At 63.8% G+C, this 22474-nt stretch carries 20 protein-coding genes and 3 tRNA genes; 11 read left to right on the forward strand and 12 right to left on the reverse strand.

The window, feature by feature from the left end; translation table 11 throughout:
* Window positions 1-6: 6 nt before the first annotated feature.
* Entirely contained in the window at window positions 7-1155 is a 1149-nt protein-coding gene (bamB, locus tag ACI3EV_RS06520; RefSeq protein WP_329771182.1) for an outer membrane protein assembly factor BamB, read from the forward strand.
* A gap of 34 nt (window positions 1156-1189) precedes the next feature.
* Window positions 1190-2533 (forward strand): ribosome biogenesis GTPase Der, encoded by a 1344-nt coding sequence (gene der / locus ACI3EV_RS06525; RefSeq protein ID WP_329771180.1) that lies wholly within the window; start codon window positions 1190-1192, stop codon window positions 2531-2533.
* Here der and hpnE read toward each other — a convergent pair.
* Genes hpnE through hpnC form a run of 3 tightly spaced genes read right to left on the reverse strand, consistent with a single transcriptional unit; the run spans window position 2515 to window position 5639 of the window.
* Entirely contained in the window at window positions 2515-3852 is a 1338-nt protein-coding gene (hpnE, locus tag ACI3EV_RS06530; RefSeq protein WP_337691132.1) for a hydroxysqualene dehydroxylase HpnE, read from the reverse strand. The genes der and hpnE overlap by 19 nt on opposite strands.
* A 5-nt stretch (window positions 3853-3857) precedes the next feature.
* Window positions 3858-4721 carry a presqualene diphosphate synthase HpnD gene (gene hpnD / locus ACI3EV_RS06535; RefSeq protein WP_337691133.1) on the reverse strand — a complete coding sequence of 288 codons (864 nt, stop codon included), beginning with the start codon at window positions 4719-4721 and terminating at the stop codon, window positions 3858-3860.
* Window positions 4722-4760: 39 nt separating this feature from the next.
* Window positions 4761-5639, reverse strand: a complete 879-nt coding sequence (hpnC, locus tag ACI3EV_RS06540; protein ID WP_329771176.1) for a squalene synthase HpnC — start codon at window positions 5637-5639, stop codon at window positions 4761-4763.
* A gap of 119 nt (window positions 5640-5758) precedes the next feature.
* Between hpnC and ACI3EV_RS06545 the strand changes: the two genes are divergently transcribed.
* The 5 genes from ACI3EV_RS06545 to lon all read left to right on the forward strand — a co-directional run bounded on the left by ACI3EV_RS06545 (window position 5759) and on the right by lon (window position 11999).
* Window positions 5759-5845: transfer RNA gene (locus tag ACI3EV_RS06545), tRNA-Leu, on the forward strand.
* Window positions 5846-5913: 68 nt separating this feature from the next.
* On the forward strand, window positions 5914-7227 hold the full coding sequence (gene tig / locus ACI3EV_RS06550) for a trigger factor (protein ID WP_329771104.1): 1314 nt from the start codon (window positions 5914-5916) through the stop codon (window positions 7225-7227).
* Between the two features lie 164 nt (window positions 7228-7391).
* Window positions 7392-8024 (forward strand): ATP-dependent Clp endopeptidase proteolytic subunit ClpP, encoded by a 633-nt coding sequence (gene clpP / locus ACI3EV_RS06555; protein WP_329771103.1) that lies wholly within the window; start codon window positions 7392-7394, stop codon window positions 8022-8024.
* Between the two features lie 90 nt (window positions 8025-8114).
* A complete protein-coding gene (gene clpX / locus ACI3EV_RS06560; protein WP_337691137.1) occupies window positions 8115-9392 on the forward strand; it encodes an ATP-dependent Clp protease ATP-binding subunit ClpX in 1278 nt (425 codons plus the stop codon).
* A 135-nt stretch (window positions 9393-9527) separates the two neighbouring features.
* Window positions 9528-11999, forward strand: a complete 2472-nt coding sequence (gene lon / locus ACI3EV_RS06565) for an endopeptidase La (protein WP_337691138.1) — start codon at window positions 9528-9530, stop codon at window positions 11997-11999.
* A gap of 78 nt (window positions 12000-12077) precedes the next feature.
* Here lon and ACI3EV_RS06570 read toward each other — a convergent pair whose 3' ends face one another.
* From ACI3EV_RS06570 to ACI3EV_RS06595, 6 genes are read right to left on the reverse strand one after another with little or no spacing between them, the layout of a single operon-like run.
* On the reverse strand, window positions 12078-12248 hold the full coding sequence (locus ACI3EV_RS06570; RefSeq protein ID WP_405197975.1) for a hypothetical protein: 171 nt from the start codon (window positions 12246-12248) through the stop codon (window positions 12078-12080).
* A 60-nt stretch (window positions 12249-12308) separates the two neighbouring features.
* Window positions 12309-12923, reverse strand: coding sequence for an aldolase/citrate lyase family protein (locus ACI3EV_RS06575; RefSeq protein WP_337691141.1), 615 nt, complete (start codon window positions 12921-12923; stop codon window positions 12309-12311).
* Window positions 12924-12925: 2 nt separating this feature from the next.
* Window positions 12926-14107 (reverse strand): CaiB/BaiF CoA-transferase family protein, encoded by a 1182-nt coding sequence (locus tag ACI3EV_RS06580; protein WP_337691142.1) that lies wholly within the window; start codon window positions 14105-14107, stop codon window positions 12926-12928.
* Window positions 14108-14119: 12 nt separating this feature from the next.
* The gene (locus tag ACI3EV_RS06585; RefSeq protein ID WP_337691145.1) at window positions 14120-15280 is read right to left on the reverse strand and encodes an acyl-CoA dehydrogenase family protein; all 1161 of its coding nucleotides are present in this window, start codon (window positions 15278-15280) and stop codon (window positions 14120-14122) included.
* A 40-nt stretch (window positions 15281-15320) separates the two neighbouring features.
* Window positions 15321-16199, reverse strand: coding sequence for a MaoC family dehydratase N-terminal domain-containing protein (locus ACI3EV_RS06590; protein ID WP_337691147.1), 879 nt, complete (start codon window positions 16197-16199; stop codon window positions 15321-15323).
* Window positions 16200-16227: 28 nt separating this feature from the next.
* Entirely contained in the window at window positions 16228-17577 is a 1350-nt protein-coding gene (locus ACI3EV_RS06595) for an MFS family transporter (protein ID WP_337691149.1), read from the reverse strand.
* Between the two features lie 128 nt (window positions 17578-17705).
* On the opposite strand from ACI3EV_RS06595, the gene ACI3EV_RS06600 reads away from it, so the two are divergent.
* The 3 genes from ACI3EV_RS06600 (at window position 17706) to ACI3EV_RS06610 (ending at window position 18954) form a co-directional block, all read left to right on the forward strand.
* Window positions 17706-18641: a LysR substrate-binding domain-containing protein gene (locus ACI3EV_RS06600; protein WP_337691151.1), complete on the forward strand. Its 936-nt coding sequence runs from the start codon at window positions 17706-17708 to the stop codon at window positions 18639-18641.
* Between the two features lie 91 nt (window positions 18642-18732).
* Window positions 18733-18808 (forward strand) — tRNA-Gly (locus tag ACI3EV_RS06605).
* A gap of 72 nt (window positions 18809-18880) precedes the next feature.
* A tRNA-Cys gene (locus tag ACI3EV_RS06610) sits at window positions 18881-18954 on the forward strand.
* A 90-nt stretch (window positions 18955-19044) separates the two neighbouring features.
* Here the strand turns inward: ACI3EV_RS06610 and ACI3EV_RS06615 are convergent.
* The 3 genes from ACI3EV_RS06615 to ACI3EV_RS06625 form a co-directional block, all read right to left on the reverse strand.
* Entirely contained in the window at window positions 19045-19329 is a 285-nt protein-coding gene (locus ACI3EV_RS06615) for a hypothetical protein (protein WP_337691152.1), read from the reverse strand.
* Entirely contained in the window at window positions 19322-19669 is a 348-nt protein-coding gene (locus ACI3EV_RS06620) for a hypothetical protein (RefSeq protein WP_337691154.1), read from the reverse strand. Before ACI3EV_RS06620 ends, ACI3EV_RS06615 begins: the two co-directional genes overlap by 8 nt.
* Before the next feature lie 82 nt (window positions 19670-19751).
* A complete protein-coding gene (locus tag ACI3EV_RS06625; protein ID WP_337691156.1) occupies window positions 19752-20684 on the reverse strand; it encodes a nucleoside recognition domain-containing protein in 933 nt (310 codons plus the stop codon).
* A gap of 188 nt (window positions 20685-20872) precedes the next feature.
* Between ACI3EV_RS06625 and ACI3EV_RS06630 the strand changes: the two genes are divergently transcribed.
* Window positions 20873-22435 carry a L,D-transpeptidase family protein gene (locus tag ACI3EV_RS06630; protein ID WP_337691158.1) on the forward strand — a complete coding sequence of 521 codons (1563 nt, stop codon included), beginning with the start codon at window positions 20873-20875 and terminating at the stop codon, window positions 22433-22435.
* The last annotated feature ends 39 nt before the right edge of the window (window positions 22436-22474 follow it).

Consider the following 22474-nt stretch of genomic DNA (forward strand, 5'->3'; position numbering starts at 1 on the left):
GTACGGATGATGCAAGCAACGGTTTCCCGCAAGACGGCCACCTGGCTGGTCACCCTGTTGATGGGCGCAGCCCTGAGCGCCTGTTCCAGCTACAAGCCGCCCAAGCCGACACCGCTGCAGCAAAACCCGGCCAGCGTCGCGGCTGCGACCAGCTGGACGCAGAAGCTCGCCGGCAATGTCCAGTTCCCGCTGCTGGTAGCCGCTGATGGCGACCAGGTGGTGCTGGGCAGCTCCAACGGCCAGGTGCAGGCACTGCAGGCCAGCACTGGTGCCAGCCTGTGGCAGGCACAGGCCGGCAAGTCGCTGAGCGCCGGTGTCGGTACCGACGGCACGACCAGCGCCGTGGTGGTCGACAACAACATGCTGGTGGCGCTGCGCAATGGCCAGGAAGTCTGGCGCACGCGACTGGCGTCGCAGGCCTATACCGCACCGCTGGTGGCAGGTGGCCGCGTGTTCGTGCTCACGGCCGACCGTGGCATCACCACCTACGATGCCGCCAACGGCTACCGCCTGTGGCAGCAGACCGCACGTGGCAATACGGCCGATCGCATGGTGCTGGAGCAATCCTCGCTGCTGATGCCGGCTGGCGGCATGCTACTGGCTGGCGTGTCTGGTCGCGTGGTGGTGTTCAACCCCGATAACGGTACCGGCATGCTGGAAATGGTGCTGGCCAGCCCGCGCGGCATCCACCAGGTGGCCTCGATTGCCGACGTGATCGCGCCGGCGACGCGTGCCGATGCCAGCCTGTGCGCACGCAGCTTCCAGGCGGCTGTGGGCTGCGTGGACATGACCAATGGCAGCACCGTCTGGACCCAGCCCAGCGATGGCTCCACCGGCGTGACCGGTGATGCCGGCATCGTGATCGGTACCGATCGCACCGGCGACGTCGTAGCCTGGAACCGCCAGAATGGCGAGCAGCTCTGGCAGAACCGCAATCTGCGCTACCGCAACCTGAGTGCGCCGCTGCTGGTGGGCAACCTGGTGGTGGTGGGTGACGGTGACGGCATGGTGCACATCCTGGACCGCAATACCGGCCTCCTGCGCAACCGCATTGCGACCGATGGTTCTGCCATCCAGGCCGCTCCGGTACTGGCTGGCCATACTGTGGTGGTCGTGACCTCGAAGGGCACGGTCACCGGCATCCGCCTGAACTGATTCAGGCGGACTCTGAGAAAAGGAAACGGCGTACATGAAACCCGTGATCGCCCTGGTGGGGCGGCCCAATGTGGGCAAGTCCACCCTGTTCAACCGCATGACCAAGTCGCGTGATGCGATCGTGGCCGACTTTGCCGGCCTGACGCGTGACCGCCACTACGGCAATGGTCGCCAGGGCCGTCGCGAGTTCATCGTCATCGATACCGGCGGTTTCGAGCCGGATGCCGGCACCGGCAGCATCTTCCGCGAAATGGCTCGCCAGACGCAACAGGCCGTGGCCGAAGCGGATGTGGTGGTGTTCGTCGTTGACGCGCGTGAAGGCCTGTCGGCGCAGGACCATGACATTGCCAACTACCTGCGCCGCCTCGGCAAGAGCACCATCCTCGCGGCCAACAAGGCCGAGGGCATGAAGGAAGGCCAGCAGCTGACCGATTTCTATGAGCTCGGCCTGGGCGAGGTGCACGCGGTGTCCGCAGCCCATGGCCAGGGCATTCGTGGCCTGGTCGATCTGGCGCTGGACAGCATCGGCATTCCGGAGCCGGATGACGACGATGAGGCCGGCGAAGAGAACAAGACGATCAAGCTGGCCGTGGCCGGCCGTCCCAACGTCGGCAAGTCCACGCTGATCAACACCTGGCTCGGTGAGGAGCGCCTGGTGGCGTTCGACCTGCCGGGTACCACGCGTGATGCCATCAGCGTGCCGTTCGAGCGTGATGGCCAGACCTACGAGCTGATCGATACCGCTGGCCTGCGCCGCAAGGGCAAGGTGTTCGAGGCGATCGAGAAATTCTCGGTGGTGAAGACGCTGCAGGCGATCGAATCGGCCAACGTGGTGCTCTTGCTGCTGGATGCGACGCAGGGCGTGACCGACCAGGACGCGCACATTGCCGGCTACATCCTGGAATCCGGCCGCGCCGTGGTGATCGCCATCAACAAGTGGGATGCGGTCGACGACTACCAGCGCGAGCTGGTGCTGCGCTCGGTCGAAACCCGTCTGGGTTTCCTCAAGTTCGCGGCACTGCACTATATTTCTGCGATCAAGCGTCAGGGCATCGCCCCGCTGTGGAAGTCGATTGGCCAGGCCTATGCTGCAGCCAACTGCAAGATGCCGACGCCGGCGCTGACGCGTGCACTTCACGAGGCCGTGCAGTTCCAGGCACCCAAGCGTTCCGGCATGTACCGTCCCAAGCTGCGCTATGCGCACCAGGGCGGTATGAACCCGCCAGTGGTGGTGGTGCACGGCAACTCGCTCGAGCACGTCACCGATGCCTACAAGCGCTATCTGGAAGGCCGTCTGCGCAAGATCTTCAACTTGACTGGTACGCCGCTGCGTATCGAGATGAAGACCTCGCACAACCCCTACGCCGACAAGGACTGAGCGGCCTGCAGGCCGCTGCGTACCGCGCCTTCGAGCGTGGCCGGGTAATCGCCCTCGACATAATCACCACAGGCACGCAAGCCGGGCAGGATCTGCATTGGTGGGCGCTGCACGTCGGCGCTGCAGACAAAGGTGGCGCGCTTGTCCACCAGCGTGCGGATCAGCGTCAGCCGTGACAGGCCGAGTTCGGCCTGCGCTTGCTGCAGGGTTGCCTGCTCATGGGCGTCCCGCGGCAGTTCGCTGCAGCTGGCGACAAAGGCCAGCAGGCGCTGCCCGTTTTCTATCCCATCCTGTTCCGGATGGCTGAACACGAACTGGGCCGGACTGCCGGCCAGCGCTTGCATGCGCGGCAGGCGTGCGGCATCGTCTAGCGGGCACCAGGCGTAAGTGGTGGCAATCGGCATCCACTGCAGCCGATTCGCCATCTCGATCCAGCGCTGGTAACGGCTGTGCTGCACCTCGCAAAAAACTGTCTGTATCTGTTGCAGCAGGCGCGCCGCTTCCGGTGCCGGTGTCGCCAGGATGACGCGATCAGCCTGCAACTGGCTGCCATCGTCGAGTTGCAGCTGCCAGCCGGCATGGGGAGAATTGGCCTGTAGCGGCTCCAGTCCTTGTACCCGGCAGCCGAGCCGCACCTCGGCGCCTTGGGTTTGCAGCCAGCGCACGGCGGGCTCCGGCAGCACCTGGCCCAGCGGCACGCGTGCCACCAACGCGTCCGAGCCTCCGCGTTGTGCCATCAGCGCGTCGTGGATCACACGCAGGAATACCCGGCCGCTGGTATGTTCCGGCTGACTATTGAAGGCCGACACGCACAGCGGCGTGACCAGATCTTGCAGGATATCGGCATGCAGGCCACGGCAGACCTGCAGCACGCTGGCGCTGTTGTCACAACGGTAGCCCTGGTGTTGCCAGCGCGCCGCCACGCGCAGCAGGGAGAGTTTGGCTGCCAGGCTCCAGCCCTGCGCCTGCCAGATGGCACGCAGCACATCCCAGGTGGGCAGGGCAGAGGCGGGCGGCATGCGCAGGCCACGACCATCCGGTGTGCGCAGATCCAGCGGTTCACGATGCAGCACCTGGCTGGGATCGACTCCGACTTGCAGCATCATTTGCAGGCAGCTGGCATAGGCGCCGATCAGGATATGCTGACCGTTGTCCATGGTCAGGGTATCGCTCAGGGCCACGCTGCGCGCGCGGCCGCCCGGGTCACGCGCGGCTTCGAGCAGGCTGACACGCCAGCCGAGCTGCTGCGCTGCTAGCGCCGCCGTGCAACCGGCCCAGCCGGCACCAACAATGGCCACATGGCCAGGCGCGGAAGGCATGCCGCTCAGAGCTTGCGCACGCCGAGCGCCTGTATTTTCCAGGCCAGCCAGAACTTGCGCAGTGGCGTCAGGCTGATGCGCTGGTGCAGCACCTGGAAGTTGGAACGTTCGATTTCGCGCAGCAAGGTGCGGTAGATGCTGGCCATCATCAGGCCGGGCTTCTGGCTGCGGCGGTCCACCGTGGGCAGCAGGGCGAGCGCACGGTCGTAGTGCTGGTGCGCGCGCTGTGCCTGGTATTGCATCAGGCGCTGGAAGTCTTCCGAATACTCGCGCTTGAGGATGGTGTTGGCCTTGACGCCAAACTGCTGCAGCTCGCTGATCGGCAGGTAGATGCGGCCGCGCATGGCGTCTTCGCCAACGTCGCGGATGATGTTGGTAAGCTGCAGCGCCAGGCCGAGCTCATGCGCATATTGCGTGGTCTGCTCGTCTTTCTGACCGAAGATGCGTGCCGACACTTCACCGACGATGCCCGCGACCAGATGGCAGTAGCGCTGCAGGCCGGGAAAATCCAGATAGCGTGTCTGCTGCAGATCCATCTGGCAGCCCTCGATCACCGCCAGCAGTTGGCGCTGTTCGATCCCGAAAGGCTGGGCCCAGGGCATCAGCGCCTGCATTACCGGATGCGTGGGCTGGCCGGCGTAGGCCTGGCGCACCTCGTTCTGCCACCAGGCCAGCTTGGCCTGGGCCACGCCAGGATCCTGCACCTCGTCCACCACATCGTCGATTTCACGGCAGAAGGCGTAGAAGGCCACGATCGCGGCGCGCCGGTCGGCCGGCAGGAACAGGAAGGCATAGTAGAAGCTGCTGCCGGAGGAGGCAGCCTTCTGCTGGACGTACTCTTGCGGAGAGGCGGGGGTGGTGTCAGACATGGTGGCCGCTATTGTCCCATGTTCCTGCATGAATCCGGTTCAGGCCAGCCGATGTCGCAGGCTGCCCCAGAGCAATGCCGGCGCATCGGCCTTGCTGATACGCGGACGCTGGTGGGCAATGCGGCCGCCGAGCGCGCGCGTCTTGCGGCCAATGCGCCAGCCGCCCTGCATCACCAAGCGCAGCTCCCAGCCCGACAAACGGCCGGCCTGTTGGCTGACCGCCGCCGGCAAGGGCAGGCCGGCGCACATCAGGGCATCGGCGCGATCCAGCAAGTCTGCCGCCAGCACCTGGATGGCGGGTTCAGGACTGGCCGCTGGCAGACGCGGATCCACGCCATGCGCCTGGCACAGGTCCTGCGGCAGGTAGTAGCGACCACGCGCCACATCGAGCGAGATGTCCTGCCAGAAGTTGTAGAGTTGCAGCGCCGTGCAGATGGCATCGCTCTGCTGCAGGGATTCGGCATCGTGCACACCGTACAGGTGCAGCATCAGGCGCCCGACCGGGTTGGCCGAATAGCGTGCGTAGTCGAGCAAGTCATCGTGGCGGGCGTAGACGGCAGCCTGTTCGCTGTGGTGGATATCGCGGCGGAAGGCCGTCAGCAGGTCCTGCAGCAGCGGTACTGGCAGCTGGTATTGCCGGATCACGCCTTGCAGCGGCTGCATGATGCCGCTCCATGACGCATCGGCTGGGTAGGGCGTGCTGCCGGCCGCCAGCGTCAGTGCGTTTCCATAGCGATCCAGCTCCTGCAACCGCTGCGAGGCCGTTTGCGTGCCTTCGTCGGCGATGTCGTCGGCTGTTCGCGCAAAATGGTAGAGCGCTGCCACCGCCGGCCGGATCGCCGGCGGGCACAGCCAGCTGGCCACCGGAAAGTTCTCGTAGTGGGTGACGGGCTGGGCCTGGGCGGGTGGGGCGGTCATGTGCGATCGTGTTTTGCGTGAATTCTGGCTTTGAGCGTGAATTGTCCGTCATTGCAAGCTAAAATCACTGATTACCTGTTTCACGTGGTGCAGTTGTCATGGCTGCGTCATCGGAACCTGCGCGGGTGGCGAAATTGGTAGACGCACCAGGTTTAGGTCCTGACGCCAGCAATGGTGTGGGGGTTCGAGTCCCCCCCCGCGCACCAGAGTTTTCAAGTTTGCAGGCCGGCCTCCGCTGCCGCTGCCTGCCTTCTATCCAGCAAAGGAAATATCCATGTCCGTGAATGTCGAAACCCTCGAGAAGCTCGAGCGCAAGATCACCCTGTCCCTGCCCGTGAAAGACGTGCAGGACGAAGTCACCAAGCGCCTGCAGCGCCTGGCTCGCACCGTGAAGATGGACGGCTTCCGTCCGGGCAAGGTGCCGGTCAGCGTGGTGGCCAACCAGTACGGCCCGGCCGTGCAGTATGAAGTGATCAACGACAAGGTCGGCCAGGCGTTCTACCAGGCCGCCAATGAAGCCGAACTGCGCGTGGCTGGCCAGCCGGCCATCAGCGAGAAGGATGGCGCTGCCGAAGGCGAGATGCTGTTCGAGGCCGTGTTCGAAGTGTTCCCCGAAGTCAAGATCAACGACCTTACGGCTACCGAAGTCGAGAAGATCGCTGCCGAAGTGGACGACGAAGCTATCGACCGCACCATCGACATACTGCGCAAGCAGCGTCGCACCTTTGCCCAGCGTGGCAAGGACGAGCCGGCGGTGGACGGTGACCGCGTGACCGTGGACTTCGAAGGCAAGATCGACGGCGAACCCTTTGCCGGCGGCAAGGCCGAAGGCTTCCAGTACCTGGTCGGCGAAGGCCAGATGCTGGCTGAATTTGAAGACGCCGTGCGCGGCATGAAGATCGGCGAAAGCAAGACGTTCCCGCTGGCCTTCCCCGAGGACTACCATGGCAAGGAAGTGGCTGGCAAGACCGCCGACTTCCTGGTGACGGTGCAGAAGCTGGAAGCTGCCAACATGCCCGAAGTGAACGAAGAGTTTGCCAAGCAGCTGGGCGTGGGTGATGCGACCGTGGAAGGCCTGCGCGCCGACATCCGCAAGAACCTGGAGCGCGAAGTCAAGTACCGCCTGCTGGCCCGCAACAAGAACGCCGTGATGGACGCGCTGATCAACAGCGCCGAGCTGGACCTGCCCAAGGCCAGCATCCAGGCCGAAGTCAACGCCATGGCCCAGGCTGCGCGCCAGGACCTGGTGCAGCGTGGCATGAAGGATGCCGCCAACGCCGAACTGCCGGCCGAGCTGTTCCAGCCGCAAGCCGAGCGCCGCGTGCGTCTGGGCCTGATCGTGGCCGAACTGGTGCGTGCCGAGAACCTGATGGCCACGCCCGAGCAGATCAAGGCCTACATCGACGACCTGTCTGCCAGCTACGAGAAGCCGGAAGAAGTGGCCCGCTGGTACCTGAACGACCAGCAGCGCATGTCCGAGATCGAAGCCGTGGTGACGGAAGCCAACGTGACCGACTTCGTGCTGGGCAAGGCCAAGGTCAGCGACAAGAAGGTCAGCTTCCAGGAGCTGATGGACCAGCCGGTCTGAGACTGATGCCGTAACGGCCGGCAGTTCCGGCCGTACCGACAGGCCTGTGTGGTCAGACTCTTGCAGTCTGCCGCCCAGGCCTTATTTATTCAGCATCATTCCCGTCATAATGTATGACAGTCAGGCTGGTGCCAAGCCGGCCGGAAACCTTTGGAGCCCTACGCATGCAAACTTCGCGCAACAGTGCACTCGACGCCCAGGCCCTGGGCCTGATCCCCATGGTGGTGGAGCAATCCGGCCGTGGCGAGCGCTCCTATGACATCTATTCCCGCCTGCTGAAGGAGCGTGTGGTGTTCCTGGTCGGCCCGGTGAACGACCAGACCGCCAACCTGGTGGTAGCCCAGTTGCTGTTCCTGGAAAGCGAAAACCCGGACAAGGATATTTCCTTCTACATCAACTCGCCCGGTGGCTCGGTCAGCGCCGGCATGGCGATCTACGACACGATGAACTTCATCAAGCCCGATGTGTCCACGCTGTGCATGGGCATGGCGGCCAGCATGGGCGCCTTCCTGCTGTCGTCCGGCGCCAAGGGCAAGCGCTTCTGCCTGCCCAACTCGCGCGTCATGATCCACCAGCCGCTGGGTGGTGCCCAGGGCCAGGCCACGGACATCGAGATCCATGCGCGCGAGATCCTGCGCCTGCGCAAGGAGCTGAACCAGATCCTGGCCACCAACACCGGCCAGCCGCTGGACAAGATCGAACGTGATACCGAGCGTGACTACTTCATGGCCGCGCAAGAAGCGCGTGATTACGGCCTGGTGGACCAGGTGATCCGCCAGCGCGGCGAAGCGGTCTGAGTCCCATGATGACCGCCGGGCCTGCAGGTCTGGCGGTTTCCTGTTTTTCCCTGATATTTGCCTGCGACCTTGATCGCATGGCCTGATTGCATGACAACCCCAAAAGACAAGCCCGGTACGACCACGCACTGCTCGTTCTGCGGCAAGAGCCAGGATGAGGTCAAGCAGATGGTGTCGGGCAGCCATGGTGGCCGCTCCGTCTTCATCTGCAACGAGTGCATCGAACAGTGCACCGAAATCCTGCACGAGAGCGCGAGCCTGGACGACGCCGCTCCGGTGGCGGATCGCCTGCCGACGCCGGCCGAACTCAAGGACAACCTCGACAACTACGTGATTGGCCAGGAAGCGGCCAAGCGCACGCTGTCAGTGGCGGTCTACAACCACTACAAGCGCCTGCGCTACCAGGAAAAGCAGGGCACGACGGACCAGGTCGAACTGAGCAAGAGCAACATCCTGCTGATTGGCCCGACCGGTTCCGGCAAGACGCTGCTGGCGCAGACCATGGCGCGCATGCTGGACGTGCCTTTCGTCATGGCCGATGCCACCACGCTGACCGAAGCCGGCTACGTGGGCGAGGACGTCGAGAACATCATCACCAAGCTGCTGCAGAGCTGCGATTACGATGTCGAGCGTGCCCAGCGCGGCATCATCTACATCGACGAGATCGACAAGATTTCGCGCAAGTCCGACAACCCGTCCATCACGCGCGATGTGTCGGGCGAAGGCGTGCAGCAGGCGCTGCTGAAGCTGATCGAAGGCACGCGTGCCAGCATTCCACCGCAGGGCGGCCGCAAGCACCCGAACCAGGATTTCCTGCAGGTCGATACCACCAACATGCTGTTCATCTGCGGCGGTGCCTTTGCCGGCCTGGAAAAGGTGATCGAGCGCCGTACCGAAGGCTCCGGCATCGGTTTTGGTGCCGAGGTGCGCAGCAAGGAAAACCGCAGCCTGACCGAGATGTTCCAGAGCATCGAGCCGGAAGACCTGATCAAGTACGGCCTGATTCCCGAGCTGATCGGCCGCCTGCCGGTGGTGACGGCGCTGGCCGAACTGGATGAAGCCGCGCTGGTGCAGATCCTGACGCAGCCGAAGAACGCGATCGTGAAGCAGTACAGCCAGCTGTTCCAGATGGAAGGCGTGGAGCTGGAGGTGAGCGAATCGGCGCTGAAGGCGATTGCGCAGAAGGCGATGGAGCGCAAGACCGGCGCCCGTGGCCTGCGCTCCATCATGGAGCAGGCGCTGCTGGACACCATGTTCGAACTGCCCGACCTCGACAACGTCGAGAAGGTGGTGGTGGACGACTCGGTGGTGGCCGAAGGCAAGCCTCCGATGCTGGTGTACCGCAAGGCCGAGAAGAAGGCCTCCTGAGGCTTTCAGGCCAGATGCCCGCCAGCCGGCGGGCTTTTTTTGCGCCAGGCGCAGGCTGCATGGATTCCATGCTTGAATATCCGTGCACAGCGCCCATAACTGGTAGCTGAACCTAGAATACGAGAGTACGCCTACATGACCGATTTTGCCTATCTGCCCCCCGAAAGCGTCGAGCTGCCCATGCTGCCGCTGCGCGATGTGGTGGTGTTTCCGCATATGGTGATCCCGCTGTTCGTGGGCCGCCCCAAGAGCATTGCGGCGCTGGAAACCGCGATGGAAGCGGATCGCACCGTGATGCTGGTGGCCCAGAAGTCGGCCGCCGACGATGAACCGACCATCGAGGACATGTTCGAGACCGGCTGCGTGGCCTCCATCCTGCAGTTGCTGAAGCTGCCCGACGGCACCGTCAAGGTGCTGGTGGAAGGCCGCCAGCGCGCACGCATCGAATCCGTGACCGAAGGCGACGAGTATTTCACCGCCAAGGTGCTGCCGGTGGCTGCCGATGAAACGCAAAAGCCGGCCACCGAGGAGGCTGGCCGTGAACAGGAGGCGCTGCGTCGCGCGCTGATGCAGTCCTTTGACCAGTTCGTGAAGCTCAACAAGAAGGTGCCGCAGGAGATCCTGACCTCCATCACCGGCATCGACGAAGTGGGCCGCCTGGCCGATACGATTGCCGCCCATTTGCCGCTGAGCCTGGAAAACAAGCAGCAGGTGCTGGATCAGGGCCCGGTGCAGCAGCGCCTGGAGTTCCTGTTTGCGCGCATCGAGCACGAGCTCGATATCCTGAACATGGACAAGCGCATCCGCGGCCGCGTCAAGCGCCAGATGGAAAAGAGCCAGCGCGACTTTTACCTGAACGAACAGGTCAAGGCGATCCAGAAGGAACTGGGCGATGGCGAAGAGGGCGCCGACCTGGAAGAGCTGGAAAAGAAGATCCGTGCCGCACGCATGCCCAAGGCTGCGCTGACCAAGGCCGAATCCGAACTGCGCAAGCTCAAGCTGATGTCGCCGATGTCGGCCGAGGCCGGCGTGGCGCGCAACTACCTGGATGTGCTGGTCAACCTGCCCTGGAGCAAGAAGACCCGCATCAAGACCAGCCTGGCCGAGGCGCAGCGCATCCTGGACGAAGACCACTACGGCCTGGAGCGCGTCAAGGAACGCATCGTCGAATACCTGGCGGTGCAGCAGCGCGTGGACAAGATCAAGGCACCGATCCTGTGCCTGGTGGGCCCGCCGGGCGTGGGCAAGACCTCGCTCGGACAATCGATTGCCAAGGCGACCGGCCGCAAGTATGTGCGCATGGCGCTGGGCGGCATGCGCGACGAGGCCGAGATCCGTGGCCACCGCCGTACCTATATCGGCGCGCTGCCGGGCAAGATCCTGCAGAACCTGACCAAGGCCGGCACGCGCAACCCGCTGTTCCTGCTGGACGAAATCGACAAGCTCGGCGCGGATTTCCGTGGTGATCCGTCGAGCGCGCTGCTGGAAGTGCTGGATCCGGAGCAGAACCACACCTTCAACGACCACTATGTCGAGCTGGATTTTGACCTGAGCGACGTGATGTTCGTGGCGACTTCCAACTCCATGAAGATCCCGGCTGCGCTGCTGGACCGCATGGAAGTGATCCGCCTGTCCGGCTATACCGAGGACGAGAAGGTCAATATCGCGCGCCGCTACCTGCTGCCCAAGCAGATGGAGAACAACGGCGTCAAGGACAGCGAGCTGGAAGTGGCTGACGAGGCCATCCGCGACATCGTGCGCTACTACACGCGTGAAGCCGGCGTGCGCGGCCTGGAACGCGAACTGGCCAAGATCTGCCGCAAGGTGGTGATGCAGGTGCAGCTCAAGCAGGTCGAGGGCAAGGTCACGGTCGATGGCGAGAAGCTGAACGACTACCTGGGCGTGCGCCGTCACCGCTTTGGTCGCGCGTCCGAAGCCAACAAGGTGGGTGAAGTGGTGGGCCTGGCCTGGACCGAGGTCGGTGGCGAACTGCTGACGATCGAGACCGCCATCATGCCGGGCAAGGGCGTGATCCAGCGTACCGGTTCGCTTGGCGACGTGATGAAGGAATCGGTGGAAGCGGCGCGTACCGTGGTGCGCAGCCGTGCCGGCCAGCTTGGCATTGCCGACGAGGCCTTCGAGAAGAAGGACATCCACATCCACGTGCCCGATGGCGCCACGCCCAAGGACGGTCCGAGCGCCGGTGCGGCGATGACGACTGCGCTGATTTCGGCGCTGACCGGCATCCCGGTGCGCAGCGATGTGGCCATGACCGGCGAGATCACGCTGCGTGGCGAGGTCACCATCATCGGCGGCCTGAAGGAAAAGCTGCTGGCGGCCCTGCGTGGCGGTATCCGCCAGGTCATCATCCCTGAGGAGAACGTGAAGGACCTGCAGGAAATTCCGGACAACGTGAAGCAAGGCCTGGAGATCACGCCGGTCAAGTGGATCGACCAGGTGCTGGCGATTGCGCTGGAGCGCCAGCCGGAGCCACTGCCCGGTGCCGAGCCGGCAGAAGGCCCGGATGCCGACGAGGAGCTGCCGGATGTGCCGGTGGCCAAGGCGAAGAAGCCGGTGCGCAGCAAGCGCCAGGCGACCAAGCACTAAGCAAAGGCCAAGGGCGCAAGCCCTGAAACCACAACGGGACTCCAGCGGAGTCCCGTTGTCATTGGAGCTGTCAAGCCGTCAGTGGTTCTGGCTGGCGCGTGCCAGGATCTGTCCGGCCAGCGCGATCACGGGCGGGTCTATCATCTTGCCGTCCACGGTAAAGGCACCGCTGCCTGCCGCCTGTTCCGCCGCCAGCACGCGTTGCGCCCAGTCGATTTCCTCAGCCGTTGGGCTAAGTGCCTGGTGCACGCTGGCGATTTGAGACGGGTGGATGCAGAGCTTGCCGCCAAAGCCGAGCCGGCGCGCGGCCTAGGCGTCCTGCAGGCACAGGGCCGGATCGGCGGTGGCGGTGGTGACGCCATCGACCGGGGCCGGCAGGCCGGCACGGCGCGATGCCAGCAACAGCGCCCAGCGTGCCGGCAGCAGTTCCATGCCGCCCGATGCAGCTGGCATGCCCAGGTCCGCCAGCAGGTCGATATGGGCGAGTGCCAGGCGCAGCACGCCGGCCGAGCGGGCAATCGCATCGGCCATGGCGATGCCTTCGGCAGTCTCGACTAGCGCCACGATGGGCACGGCTGGCAGCTGCTGCCGCACCTGGGCCAGCTGCGCCGTCGATTCGGTCTTGGGCAGCATCAGCGCACCCAGGCCGTCAAGGTGTGCCAGCAGTGCCAGGTCGTCGGCGTGGAATGGCGTGCTGCTGGCGTTGGTGCGCACCAGCACGCGGGCGCGCATGGCGGGCTCGATCTGTGGCCAGGCCTGCCGGATGGCGTCACGCGCGCTGGCCTTGTCCGGCAGCGCGACCGCATCTTCCAGGTCGATGATGACGGCATCGGCGCCAGCAGCCAGCGCCTTGCCGATGCGCTCCGGCCGGCTGCCGGGCACGAACAGCCAGCTGCGGGCCGTGCTCAGGGGAGAGGCGGCCATGCTCAGATCGCTCCGGCCTGGCGCATGTCGGCAATCGCTTCGGCGTCACGTCCCAGTTCGTGCAGGATCGCTTCGGTGTGCTGGCCCAGAGCCGGTACCGGATCCATGCGGTAATCGTAGTGGCTGTTGCGGCCCGGCGGCGGCAGGGCGGGTACCTCGCCCTTGGCCGTGGCGACCGGTTGCCAGCGTTCACGCGCTTGCAGCTGTGGGTGCTGCCAGAGTTCGGACATGGTGTGCATGCGCGCATTGGCGATCTTGCCCTGTTCCAGCCGCTGCATCACCTCGGCCGTGCTCAGGCTGGCAAAGGTCTCCAGGATCAGCGCGCGCAAGGCATCGCGGTTCTGCACACGGCGGAAGTTGGCGTCAAAGCGCGGATCCGTGGCCAGCGCCGGATCCTGCAGCACGATGTCGCAGAAGATTTTCCATTCGCGTTCGTTCTGCAGGCCGAGCATCACGGTGCCGCCATCGCCGGCGGCAAACGGGCCGTAGGGGTAGATGCTGGCGTGTGCGGCGGCGGTGCGCTGCGGCGGCTGGGCGCCTTCGAAGGCGTAGTACAGCGGGTAGCCCATCCATTCGGTCAGCGATTCGAGCATGGAGACATCGATATGGCTGCCCTGGCCGGTCTGCTGGCGCAGCAGCAGCGCGGCCAGGATGTTGGTGTAGGCATACATGCCGGCGGCAATGTCGGCGATCGAGTTGCCGGCCTTGGACGGGTCGTCCGGCGTGCCGGTGATCGACAGCAGGCCGGCCTCGCTCTGGATCAGCAGGTCGTAGGCTTTCTTGTCGCGGTAGGGGCCGTCTTCGCCGTAGCCGGAAATATCGCAGACGATCAGCTCCGGGTGCTCGGCTGACAGCGTGGCGTAATCGAGTCCCATGCGGGCGGCGGCACCCGGTGCCAGGTTCTGGATCAGCACATCGGCCTTGCCCAGCAATTGTTTCAGCGCATCAAGTGCCTCGGGCTGCTTCAGGTCCAGCGTCATGCTTTCCTTGGAACGGTTGGTCCAGACAAAATGCGAGGACAGGCCGCGCACGCGTTCGTCGTAGCCGCGGGCAAAGTCGCCACTGCCGGGGCGCTCCACCTTGATCACGCGTGCGCCCAGGTCGGCCAGCTGGCGCGAGCAGAACGGAGCGGCAATCGCGTGCTCCAGCGAAACCACGGTAATGCCATCAAGAGGTCGTTGCATGCTGGCCTCCGCTCAGTAGGACTTGGGCAGACCCAGGATGTGCTCTGCCACGTAGCCGTAGATCATGTTGGTGGAAATCGGCGCGACCTGGTACAGGCGCGTCTCGCGGAACTTGCGCTCCACGTCGTATTCGCAGGCAAACCCGAAACCGCCGTGCGTCTGCAGGCAGACGTTGGCCGCTTCCCAGCTTGCCTTGGCGGCCAGGTACTTCGCCATGTTCGCTTCGGCGCCGGCGTTCTGCATGGCGTCGATTTTCTCGCAGGCCTTCCAGCGCATCAGGTTGGCGGCTTCGAGTTCGATGAAGGCATCGGCAATCGGAAACTGCACGCCCTGGTTCTGGCCGATCGGGCGGCCGAACACGACGCGCTCCTTGGCGTAGCGCGCGGCGCGGTCGATGAACCAGTAGCCGTCACCGATGCACTCGGCGGCGATCAGCGTGCGCTCGGCGTTCAGGCCGTCCAGAATCGTGCGGAAGCCCTTGCCCAGCTCACCCAGCAGGTTCTCCTCCGGGATCTCCAGGCTGTCGAAGAACAGCTCGTTGGTTTCGTGGTTGACCATGTTCAGGATCGGCTGCACTGTCAGGCCGTTGCCGATCGCCTGCTTCAGGTCCACCAGGAAGCAGGACAGGCCATCGGTCTTTTTCTGCACCTCGGCCAGCGGCGTGGTGCGTGCCAGCAGGATCATCAGGTCGCTGTGCTGGATGCGCGAGATCCACACTTTCTGGCCATTGATGACCCAGCGGCCATCCTTTTTCACGGCGGTGGTCTTGAGCTTGGTGGTGTCGCTGCCGGTGGTCGGCTCGGTCACGGCCATGGACTGCACGCGCAGTTCACCGCTGGCGATGCGCGGCAGGTAGAGCTGCTTCTGCGCTTCGGTGCCGCTGCGCACGATCGCGTTCATCACGTACATCTGGCCGTGGCAGGCGCCGGAGTTGCCGCCGGAGCGGTTGATCTCTTCCATGATGACCGAGGCTTCGGCCATGCTCAGCCCGGCGCCGCCATACTGCTCGGGAATCAGCGCCGACATCCAGCCGGCTTCGGTCAGTGCCTGCACGAACTCCTCGGGGTAGGCGCGCTGTTCGTCAATTTGGCGATGGTATTCGTCGGGGAAGGTGGCGCACAGGCTGCGCACGGCATCGCGGATGTCCTGGTATTGGTCGGTGGTAGTCGTCATGTCTGTCTCCTGGAGAATCGGTATCGGAATATGAGGGTGTTCAGGCCAGTTCGGCCTGGGCCTGCATGGTGAGCCAGCCTTCGTGGTCTTGCGCCCACAGCTGCACGGTCTTGCCGTCAGGCTGCAGGCGGCCACAGACGCGGAAGGGCTGGCCATCAAAAGTCGGGCGCACGGCGCGGAAGCTGAAGCTGCGCACCTCGGCATCGGGCAGCTGGCGCAGCAACAGATCCATCAGCAGGGTGGCGATCAGCGGGCCATGCACCACCAGGCCGGGATAGCCTTCTTCCTGCTGCGCATAGCTGCGGTCGTAGTGGATACGGTGGCCGTTGAAGGTCAGCGCCGAGTAGCGGAACAGCAGCAGCGGGCTCGGATCGATCTCGCGCTGCCAGTCTGCGTCCTGTTCGGCGGCGACCGGGGCCGGGGCTGCAGCGCCGGGGGTCGCGGCTGCGCGGTAGACGATGTGCTGCTTGTCCGTCAGCGCCAGTCCCTGGGCGTTGTGGATATCGTGCTGCACGGTCACGAATACCAGCTCGCCGCTGCCGCCTTGCTTGTGCTGCACGGAAGCGATGCGCGAGTGGCGCTCGATGGCATCGCCGGCGCGCAGCGGATTGCCGGGCTGCCACTGCAGCGCGCTACTGGCCCACATGCGACGCGGTAGCGGCACCGGTGGCAGCAAGCCGCCACGCCGGGCGTGGCCATCGACGCCGGCAGCCGAGGTCTGGTAGAGCGGCTGGAACGCCAGCCAGTGTGCCAGCGGCATCGCCTGGCTGCCAGCCTGCAGCGCAGCGGCATCGTGGTCCAGCGTCACGGCCAGCGCGCGCAGCGTCTGCAGGCTCAGGTTGTCGCTGGCGGTTTCGCTGCGATCCTGCCAGGCCTGCAGCGGCGTGAACCAGTCGGGAAGGGAAGTAGGGGCGTGCATGAAGCTGTCTCCGGTGATCGCTCAGGTCTTAATGGTGGTCGCGGTCCAGATGGGTGTTCTGGCTGGCGTGCGGCAATTGCAGCGAGCAGACCAGCAGCATCACTGCCATGGCCGCCACATACCAGAAGTAGATCCCGGCCATGTTCTGTGTTTTCAGCCACAGGGCGATGTATTCCGCGGTGCCGCCGAACATGGCGTTGGCCACTGCGTACGGCAGGCCGACACCCATGGCGCGCACACCGATCGGGAACAGCTCGGCCTTGAGCAGGCCGCTGATGGAGGTATATAGGCTCATGCCCAGCAGCATGAACACCATCAGTGCCAGGGCGATCCAGGGGTCTGTGGTGTGACCCAGCAATTGCAGCACCGGTACCGTGAAGACGATGAAGAAGGTGCTGAAGGCCAGCATCTGCTTGCGGCGGCCGATCTTGTCGGACAGGATGCCGAACAGCGGCTGCAGGATCATGAAAATGAAAAGGGCGGCCGTCATGATGTTGCTGGACAGCTTCGGATCCATGTGGGCGGTGTTCACCATGTACTTCTGCATGTAGGAGTTCAGCGTGTAAAACAGCAGCGATCCTCCGGCCGTAAAGCCCATCACCAGCAGGACTTCGCGCGGATGCTGGAACATGCCGCGCAGCGTGCCGGCATGCGCGTGGTCCCGGTGTTGTCTGTTGGAGCTTTCATGCATGCCGCGGCGCAGCACCAGCGCTATCACGGCCACAGCAGCCCCGATATAGAACGGAATCCGCCAGCCCCAAGCGCGCAACTCGTCGGCGCTGAGCACATACTGCAGGATGGCGACCACCATCACGGCGAGCAGCTGTCCGGCAATGATGGTGGCGTAATGGAAGGAGCCGTAGAAACCCCGCGTGCGGGCAGTAGCCACTTCGCTGAGGTAGGTGGCGCTGGTGCCGTATTCACCGCCAACCGACAGGCCTTGCAGCAAACGGGCCACCAGCAGCAGCACCGGAGCCCAGATGCCGATCTGGGCATAGGTCGGAATTACCGCGATCATCAGCGAACCCAGGCACATCAGCATGACGGACAGGACCATGGACTGGCGGCGGCCCTTGCGGTCGGCGATGCGGCCAATCAGCCAGCCACCGACCGGGCGCATGAAGAAGCCGGCGGCAAAGATGCCGGCCGTGTTCAGCAGCTGCGTGGTGGGATCGCCCGAGGGGAAGAAGGCGGGCGCGAAGTAGAGTGCGGTAAATGCGTAGGCAAAAAAATCGAACCATTCCACCACGTTGCCCGAACAGGCCACGAGAATGGACTTGAGGGCCGCCTTGGGCGGGTGCTTCGATTCGGAATCGGGTGCGGAATCTGAGGGGGTGACGGGTAAGGCGATCTGCCCCGTCAGGGTGCTGGTGTTCATGTTTGTCTCCTGGCCTTGGTCCTTGTTTGTCATATGGCTGTTCGATGACAGCAACGCGATTCTTGACCTTTGCCCGACATACGTGAAATACTTTATCAACCTATCCGTTATCAGAAAAAGATATAGCAATGGATTTGCGCCAGCTCAGGTATTTCATCGGTGTCTGTGAAGCCGGTAGCGTGCTGCAGGCGTCAAGCCGCCTGCATATCGCCCAGCCGGCGCTCAGCCAGCAGATCGCCGCGCTGGAAGACGAGCTCGGCATCCAGCTGTTTGTGCGCACCAGCCGCGGCATGCTGCTGACCGAAGCTGGCATGCTGTTCCGCGAGCATGTGGATGGCATCCTGACCAGCGTACAGCGGGCGCGCCAGGCGATGCGTGACTTTGGTGCCACGCCGCACGGCGAGGTGGCGATCGGCTTGCCCACCACGGTCGCGTTGGTGGCGGCAGTCCCCTTGCTCACGGCCTGCCGCGCACGCTATCCGGAGATCCGGCTCAAGCTGATCGAAGCCTATAGCGGGCATCTGGGCGAGAGGCTGCAGACCGGTCGGCTGGACCTGAGCATCCTGTTTGGCGAAGACAAGGAGCCGGAACTGCACAAGCTGCCCTTGCTCGACGACCGACTCGTCCTGCTGACCACGGCGCAACAGCGGCCGCGACGCAAGCGCATTGCCCTGGAAGCGCTACCGGACTGGCCTCTGGTATTGCCAGGGCAGGGCCACGGCTTGCGCCGCATCATCGATGCCGCCTGCCAGCCGCTGGGCGTGCAACTGCAGGTCGTGGCAGAAATCGAATCGCTCGGCAGTGTCAAGAAGGCCGTCATGGCCGGTATCGGCGGCACCATTCTGCCGATGAGCGCGGTCGCCCAGGAACTGCAGTCGGGTCAGCTATACGCCACCGAGCTGCAAGACCTGTCGATGCTGCGCCGCGTGGTGTGTGCTACCAGTTCGGTGCGGCCAGCCACGGCGGCAGCCAAGGCGGTGCAGGAGCTGCTAGTCGAGGTGCTGCGTGGCATGGTGGAGCGGGGGGAGTGGCCGGGGAGTTGGGTGGGGCCGGAGGCTTCCTGAAATCCTCGAACACAGCCTGACGACGAATAGATGAAAAAATTTCTGCGCCTTGCCAAAAACACAAAAAACGCGCTACAATAAATGCTTCAGCGCGGGAATAGCTCAGTTGGTAGAGCGCAACCTTGCCAAGGTTGAGGTCGCGAGTTCGAGCCTCGTTTCCCGCTCCATATTCCAGAACAAGGGAAGCTTCTGCTTCCCTTTTTCATCAGTCAGCACGCTGGCTACAATGGAACCACTTTGGCGCGATAGCAAAGCGGTTATGCAACGGATTGCAAATCCGTCTAGTCCGGTTCGACTCCGGATCGCGCCTCCAAAGAAAACCACAGCAACTTCAAGCACTTAGCGGTGAAAGCCCTAAGTGCTTTTCTTTTTGTGGCGGCACAGCACCTTCAGATGAAAACCCTTATTCTGCCAAGTGGCGATTGACGGTTTTCTCCAGCACGGATTGCACGGCTTCAGCAAGCTCGCGCATGGCAGCCATCACATCGTCGGGAGCCGATACCGGTTGCCCTTGTTTTGTTCCGGCTTCCCAGTAGTTCCAGGAGCGCAGTGTCACTTTGCCGACATGCTCGGCACACCATGTGGCGCTGTGCCCGCTCAAATCACGCAACTGGCGCAGGGAAAGATGGTCATGGATTGACATGTCGTTTTGTTCCGGGTTGTCTGTTGGCTTCTGGTCTTCAATCACCCAGCATGCACACGTAATAGATAAACGGGATGGTACCCGCCGGCAAGGTGTCCGGTAGTTTTTGTCCTTCCTGCATGGCGTCGAGACACAGCCGGATGCGATGGATCGGATTCAGCAGGTTCAGCCATTCCGGCACAGAACCGAACTGATCCTTGTAACGCCGGGAGATGGCGTACGTCCATCCCATACCGTGGGACCAGCTGAAGCGAAAGGTCACCTGCAAACCGCCATCGAGTACCAGGGACTGCTTGAAATTCCCACCCAGGCGTTGCATACACAGGGCTTCGATCCGCTGCTTGAGTTGCTTCAGCGGCATGATGGTGTGTGTCGTGTCAGTCATGTCGGCGCTCCTGGTGATGAAAACAAGACCTACGGTAACCAGGTGCAGTCGCACGGCATGAGACTGTCAATGCTGCGGAGGCCTACAGCAGCACCGCATGCCCGACCACCCGAACCACCATCCCCACCAGGGACCCTAGCGCCGCATACTTCCAGACCGCAGCAATACGCCGGCCGGAGGAGATCAGCACGGCAATGCCGGCCAGGTCCAGTGGCGTCAGCAGCCAGCCGGCGGACAGGTTGATCAGGGCGGCATCGACCTGGCCAGCGCGGTGCAGTTCGGACATGACGGCCAGCATGGCGCTGCCGCCGGCCAGGTACTTGGTCAGCGTGGGTAGTACCAGTACCGGATCGATATGCAGCAGGGTCAGCAGCGGCGTCAGCACCCCGGTGAGCCAGTCAATGCTGCCGCTGCGCTGCAACAAGCCGACCACCACCAGCGCCAGCACCATAATCGGAATCGCCCCCAGCGCAATCTTGAAGGCTTCGGAGCCGGCGGCGTTGATCACGTCCAGCAGGCCCTTGCCGCCGCTGACGGTGGCGTGGTTCAGGCCGTCGGGAGTGGGTGCTTCTTCATCGGGCAGCTTGCGCCCGATCAGGTGCCAGGTCACGGCGGCTGCCACCAGGCCGCCGATGACAGACAGCAGCAGCGTCACGCCAATCTCCAGGCCCATCGCCATCATCGGGAACGAGGCATTGGCCTGTGCCATGGCAAACACCATGGCCAGCGTGGCGGCAATCTGTCGTTGCGAGATCCCGCGCTGGTCCATGATGCTGAGCGTGGCCACCGGTGCGGCAAAGCTGACCAGGCTGACTTGCAAGGCGGCAAAAATGCCAAGCCCGCCCAGGCCAAAGGGTCGCAGCACTGGCGTGAGTTTCTGCACGATCCAGTCCAGCCAGCCATGCGCTTCCATCAGCCGCATCAGGAACAGCATGACGATCATGATGGGCAGCATCACGAACAGCGAGAATTCGATACCGGCGCGGCCGGCTTGCATGATGATGTCGATCAGCATGAACGGGGCAGGGGGAGTCGCCAGGGCAATGCGTGATCATGTACCTGTTTGCGACCGATTTTTGTGGAGATGGCTTCGGGTAAGCCCGAATCCTACACCGACGCGCTGAACGCGCGTGCTACATTGATAGCCATTTCGTGGCACTTTCCTGGGTGTCACCGTGATCCCTGATACGTATGGAGTCGTGTATGCAGATGCCCGCTATCACCTTGTCCCGGTCCTGCCTGTCGGTGCTAGCCGGCTGCAGCCTGCTGGTGCTCAGTCCGTTGGCGCAGGCCGCCAGCTGGGTGAGCGAGCAGGGCACGCTGCGCCCGCAAGCGCAACAGGCCTTGGCCACCCTGCAAAAATCGGCTGGCGAAGGCCTGAATCCGGCCGATTACGGCGTCACGGCATTGGCACAGGCGCTGCAACAGGCCCAGGGCCAGAACCTGACGCCGGAACAGGCCAGCGGTCTGGACCAGAAGCTGAATCAGTCGGTCGAGCGCTACCTGAAGGACTTGCACAATGGCCGCGTCGATCCGCGCGTGCTCAAGGAAAACTACAACGACAGCCACCGCACCGCCTTTGATCCGAAACTGGTGCTGGCACAGGCGCTCGACAGCGGTGACCTGAACCAGGCCTGGAAGGCGGCCACGCCGTCGTTCCCGGCGTACGCCAGCTTGCGCAAGGCGCTGCACCAGCTGCAGGCGCTGTCCGGCCATGCGGCCTGGGAAAGCAAGCTGCCGGCGCTGCCCAAATCGGGCCGGATTGCCGCCAACCAGGCATGGGCTGGCCTGCCGATCGTGGCGCAGCGCCTGGCTGCCCTGGGTGATATGGCGGCCGTGCCTGCCGGTACACCCACGACCTTGACACCGGCCCTGCGCGAGGGCCTGAAGGCCTTCCAGACCCGCCACAGCCTGACTGCCAATGGCCTGCTGGATCGAAAGACCGTTGATGCGCTCAATATCACGCCGGATGCCCGCGCGCAGCAGGTGGCACTGGCGATGGAACGCGCACGCTGGACGCCGCTGGCGCAGGGCAAGCGCATGATCGTGGTCAACGTGCCGCAATTCCGCCTGTATGGCTATGAAATCGACCAGGGCAAGGTGATTCCCAAGGTCACCATGCGCGTGATTGTTGGCAAGACGCTGGATACGCGCACGCCGATGTTCGACGAGGACATGACCTACGTCGAGTTCAGCCCGTACTGGAACGTGCCGATCTCGATCGCGCGCAGCGAAACCATTCCGCGCATCAAGCGCGATCCCGGCTACATGGCCCGCCAGGGTTTCGAGATCGTGCAGGGCAATTCGGTCAGCAGCAGCCCGTCGGCAGCCAACCTGAATGCGGTGCTCAACGGTAGCGCCCGCATCCGACAGAAGCCGGGTCCGCGCAACGCACTGGGGGATGTCAAGTTCATGTTCCCGAACAACATGAACATCTATCTGCACCACACGCCATCGACTGGCCTGTTCAACCGCGACAAGCGCGACCTGAGCCATGGCTGCGTGCGCGTGGAAGAGCCGGTGCAGCTGGCGCAATTCGTGCTGCAGGATGATCCGTCCTGGACCAAGGACCGCATCACCAAGGCCATGGGCGGTACCAAGCCGACGATTGCGCGCCTGAAGGAACCACTGCCGGTGGTGCTGACTTATAGCACCACGGTGGTGCTTGATGGCAAGCCGCATTATTTTGCCGACCTGTACGGCCACGACAAGCTGCTGGCACAGCAGCTGGCCAAACGCAGTCCTGCAACTGTCAGCTCCAAGTAGGCGTTGGCGTTACAAAAAACCGCTGGCGCCGAATAACCC

The sequence above is a fragment of the Allobrachymonas wangyanguii genome (assembly GCF_045055315.1).
Taxonomy (GTDB): Bacteria; Pseudomonadota; Gammaproteobacteria; order Burkholderiales; family Burkholderiaceae_C; genus Brachymonas; species Brachymonas wangyanguii.

Bases quoted from the DNA above. Each gene is read 5' to 3' on its own strand.
- bamB (WP_329771182.1), top strand. From the start codon at position 7: ATGATGCAAGCAACGGTTTCCCGCAAGACGGCCACCTGGCTGGTCACC.
- der (WP_329771180.1), top strand. From the start codon at position 1,190: ATGAAACCCGTGATCGCCCTGGTGGGGCGGCCCAATGTGGGCAAGTCC.
- hpnE (WP_337691132.1), bottom strand. From the start codon at position 3,852: ATGCCTTCCGCGCCTGGCCATGTGGCCATTGTTGGTGCCGGCTGGGCC.
- hpnD (WP_337691133.1), bottom strand. From the start codon at position 4,721: ATGTCTGACACCACCCCCGCCTCTCCGCAAGAGTACGTCCAGCAGAAG.
- hpnC (WP_329771176.1), bottom strand. From the start codon at position 5,639: ATGACCGCCCCACCCGCCCAGGCCCAGCCCGTCACCCACTACGAGAAC.
- tig (WP_329771104.1), top strand. From the start codon at position 5,914: ATGTCCGTGAATGTCGAAACCCTCGAGAAGCTCGAGCGCAAGATCACC.
- clpP (WP_329771103.1), top strand. From the start codon at position 7,392: ATGCAAACTTCGCGCAACAGTGCACTCGACGCCCAGGCCCTGGGCCTG.
- clpX (WP_337691137.1), top strand. From the start codon at position 8,115: ATGACAACCCCAAAAGACAAGCCCGGTACGACCACGCACTGCTCGTTC.
- lon (WP_337691138.1), top strand. From the start codon at position 9,528: ATGACCGATTTTGCCTATCTGCCCCCCGAAAGCGTCGAGCTGCCCATG.
- ACI3EV_RS06575 (WP_337691141.1), bottom strand. From the start codon at position 12,923: ATGGCCGCCTCTCCCCTGAGCACGGCCCGCAGCTGGCTGTTCGTGCCC.
- ACI3EV_RS06580 (WP_337691142.1), bottom strand. From the start codon at position 14,107: ATGCAACGACCTCTTGATGGCATTACCGTGGTTTCGCTGGAGCACGCG.
- ACI3EV_RS06585 (WP_337691145.1), bottom strand. From the start codon at position 15,280: ATGACGACTACCACCGACCAATACCAGGACATCCGCGATGCCGTGCGC.
- ACI3EV_RS06590 (WP_337691147.1), bottom strand. From the start codon at position 16,199: ATGCACGCCCCTACTTCCCTTCCCGACTGGTTCACGCCGCTGCAGGCC.
- ACI3EV_RS06595 (WP_337691149.1), bottom strand. From the start codon at position 17,577: ATGAACACCAGCACCCTGACGGGGCAGATCGCCTTACCCGTCACCCCC.
- ACI3EV_RS06600 (WP_337691151.1), top strand. From the start codon at position 17,706: ATGGATTTGCGCCAGCTCAGGTATTTCATCGGTGTCTGTGAAGCCGGT.
- ACI3EV_RS06620 (WP_337691154.1), bottom strand. From the start codon at position 19,669: ATGACTGACACGACACACACCATCATGCCGCTGAAGCAACTCAAGCAG.
- ACI3EV_RS06625 (WP_337691156.1), bottom strand. From the start codon at position 20,684: ATGCTGATCGACATCATCATGCAAGCCGGCCGCGCCGGTATCGAATTC.
- ACI3EV_RS06630 (WP_337691158.1), top strand. From the start codon at position 20,873: ATGCAGATGCCCGCTATCACCTTGTCCCGGTCCTGCCTGTCGGTGCTA.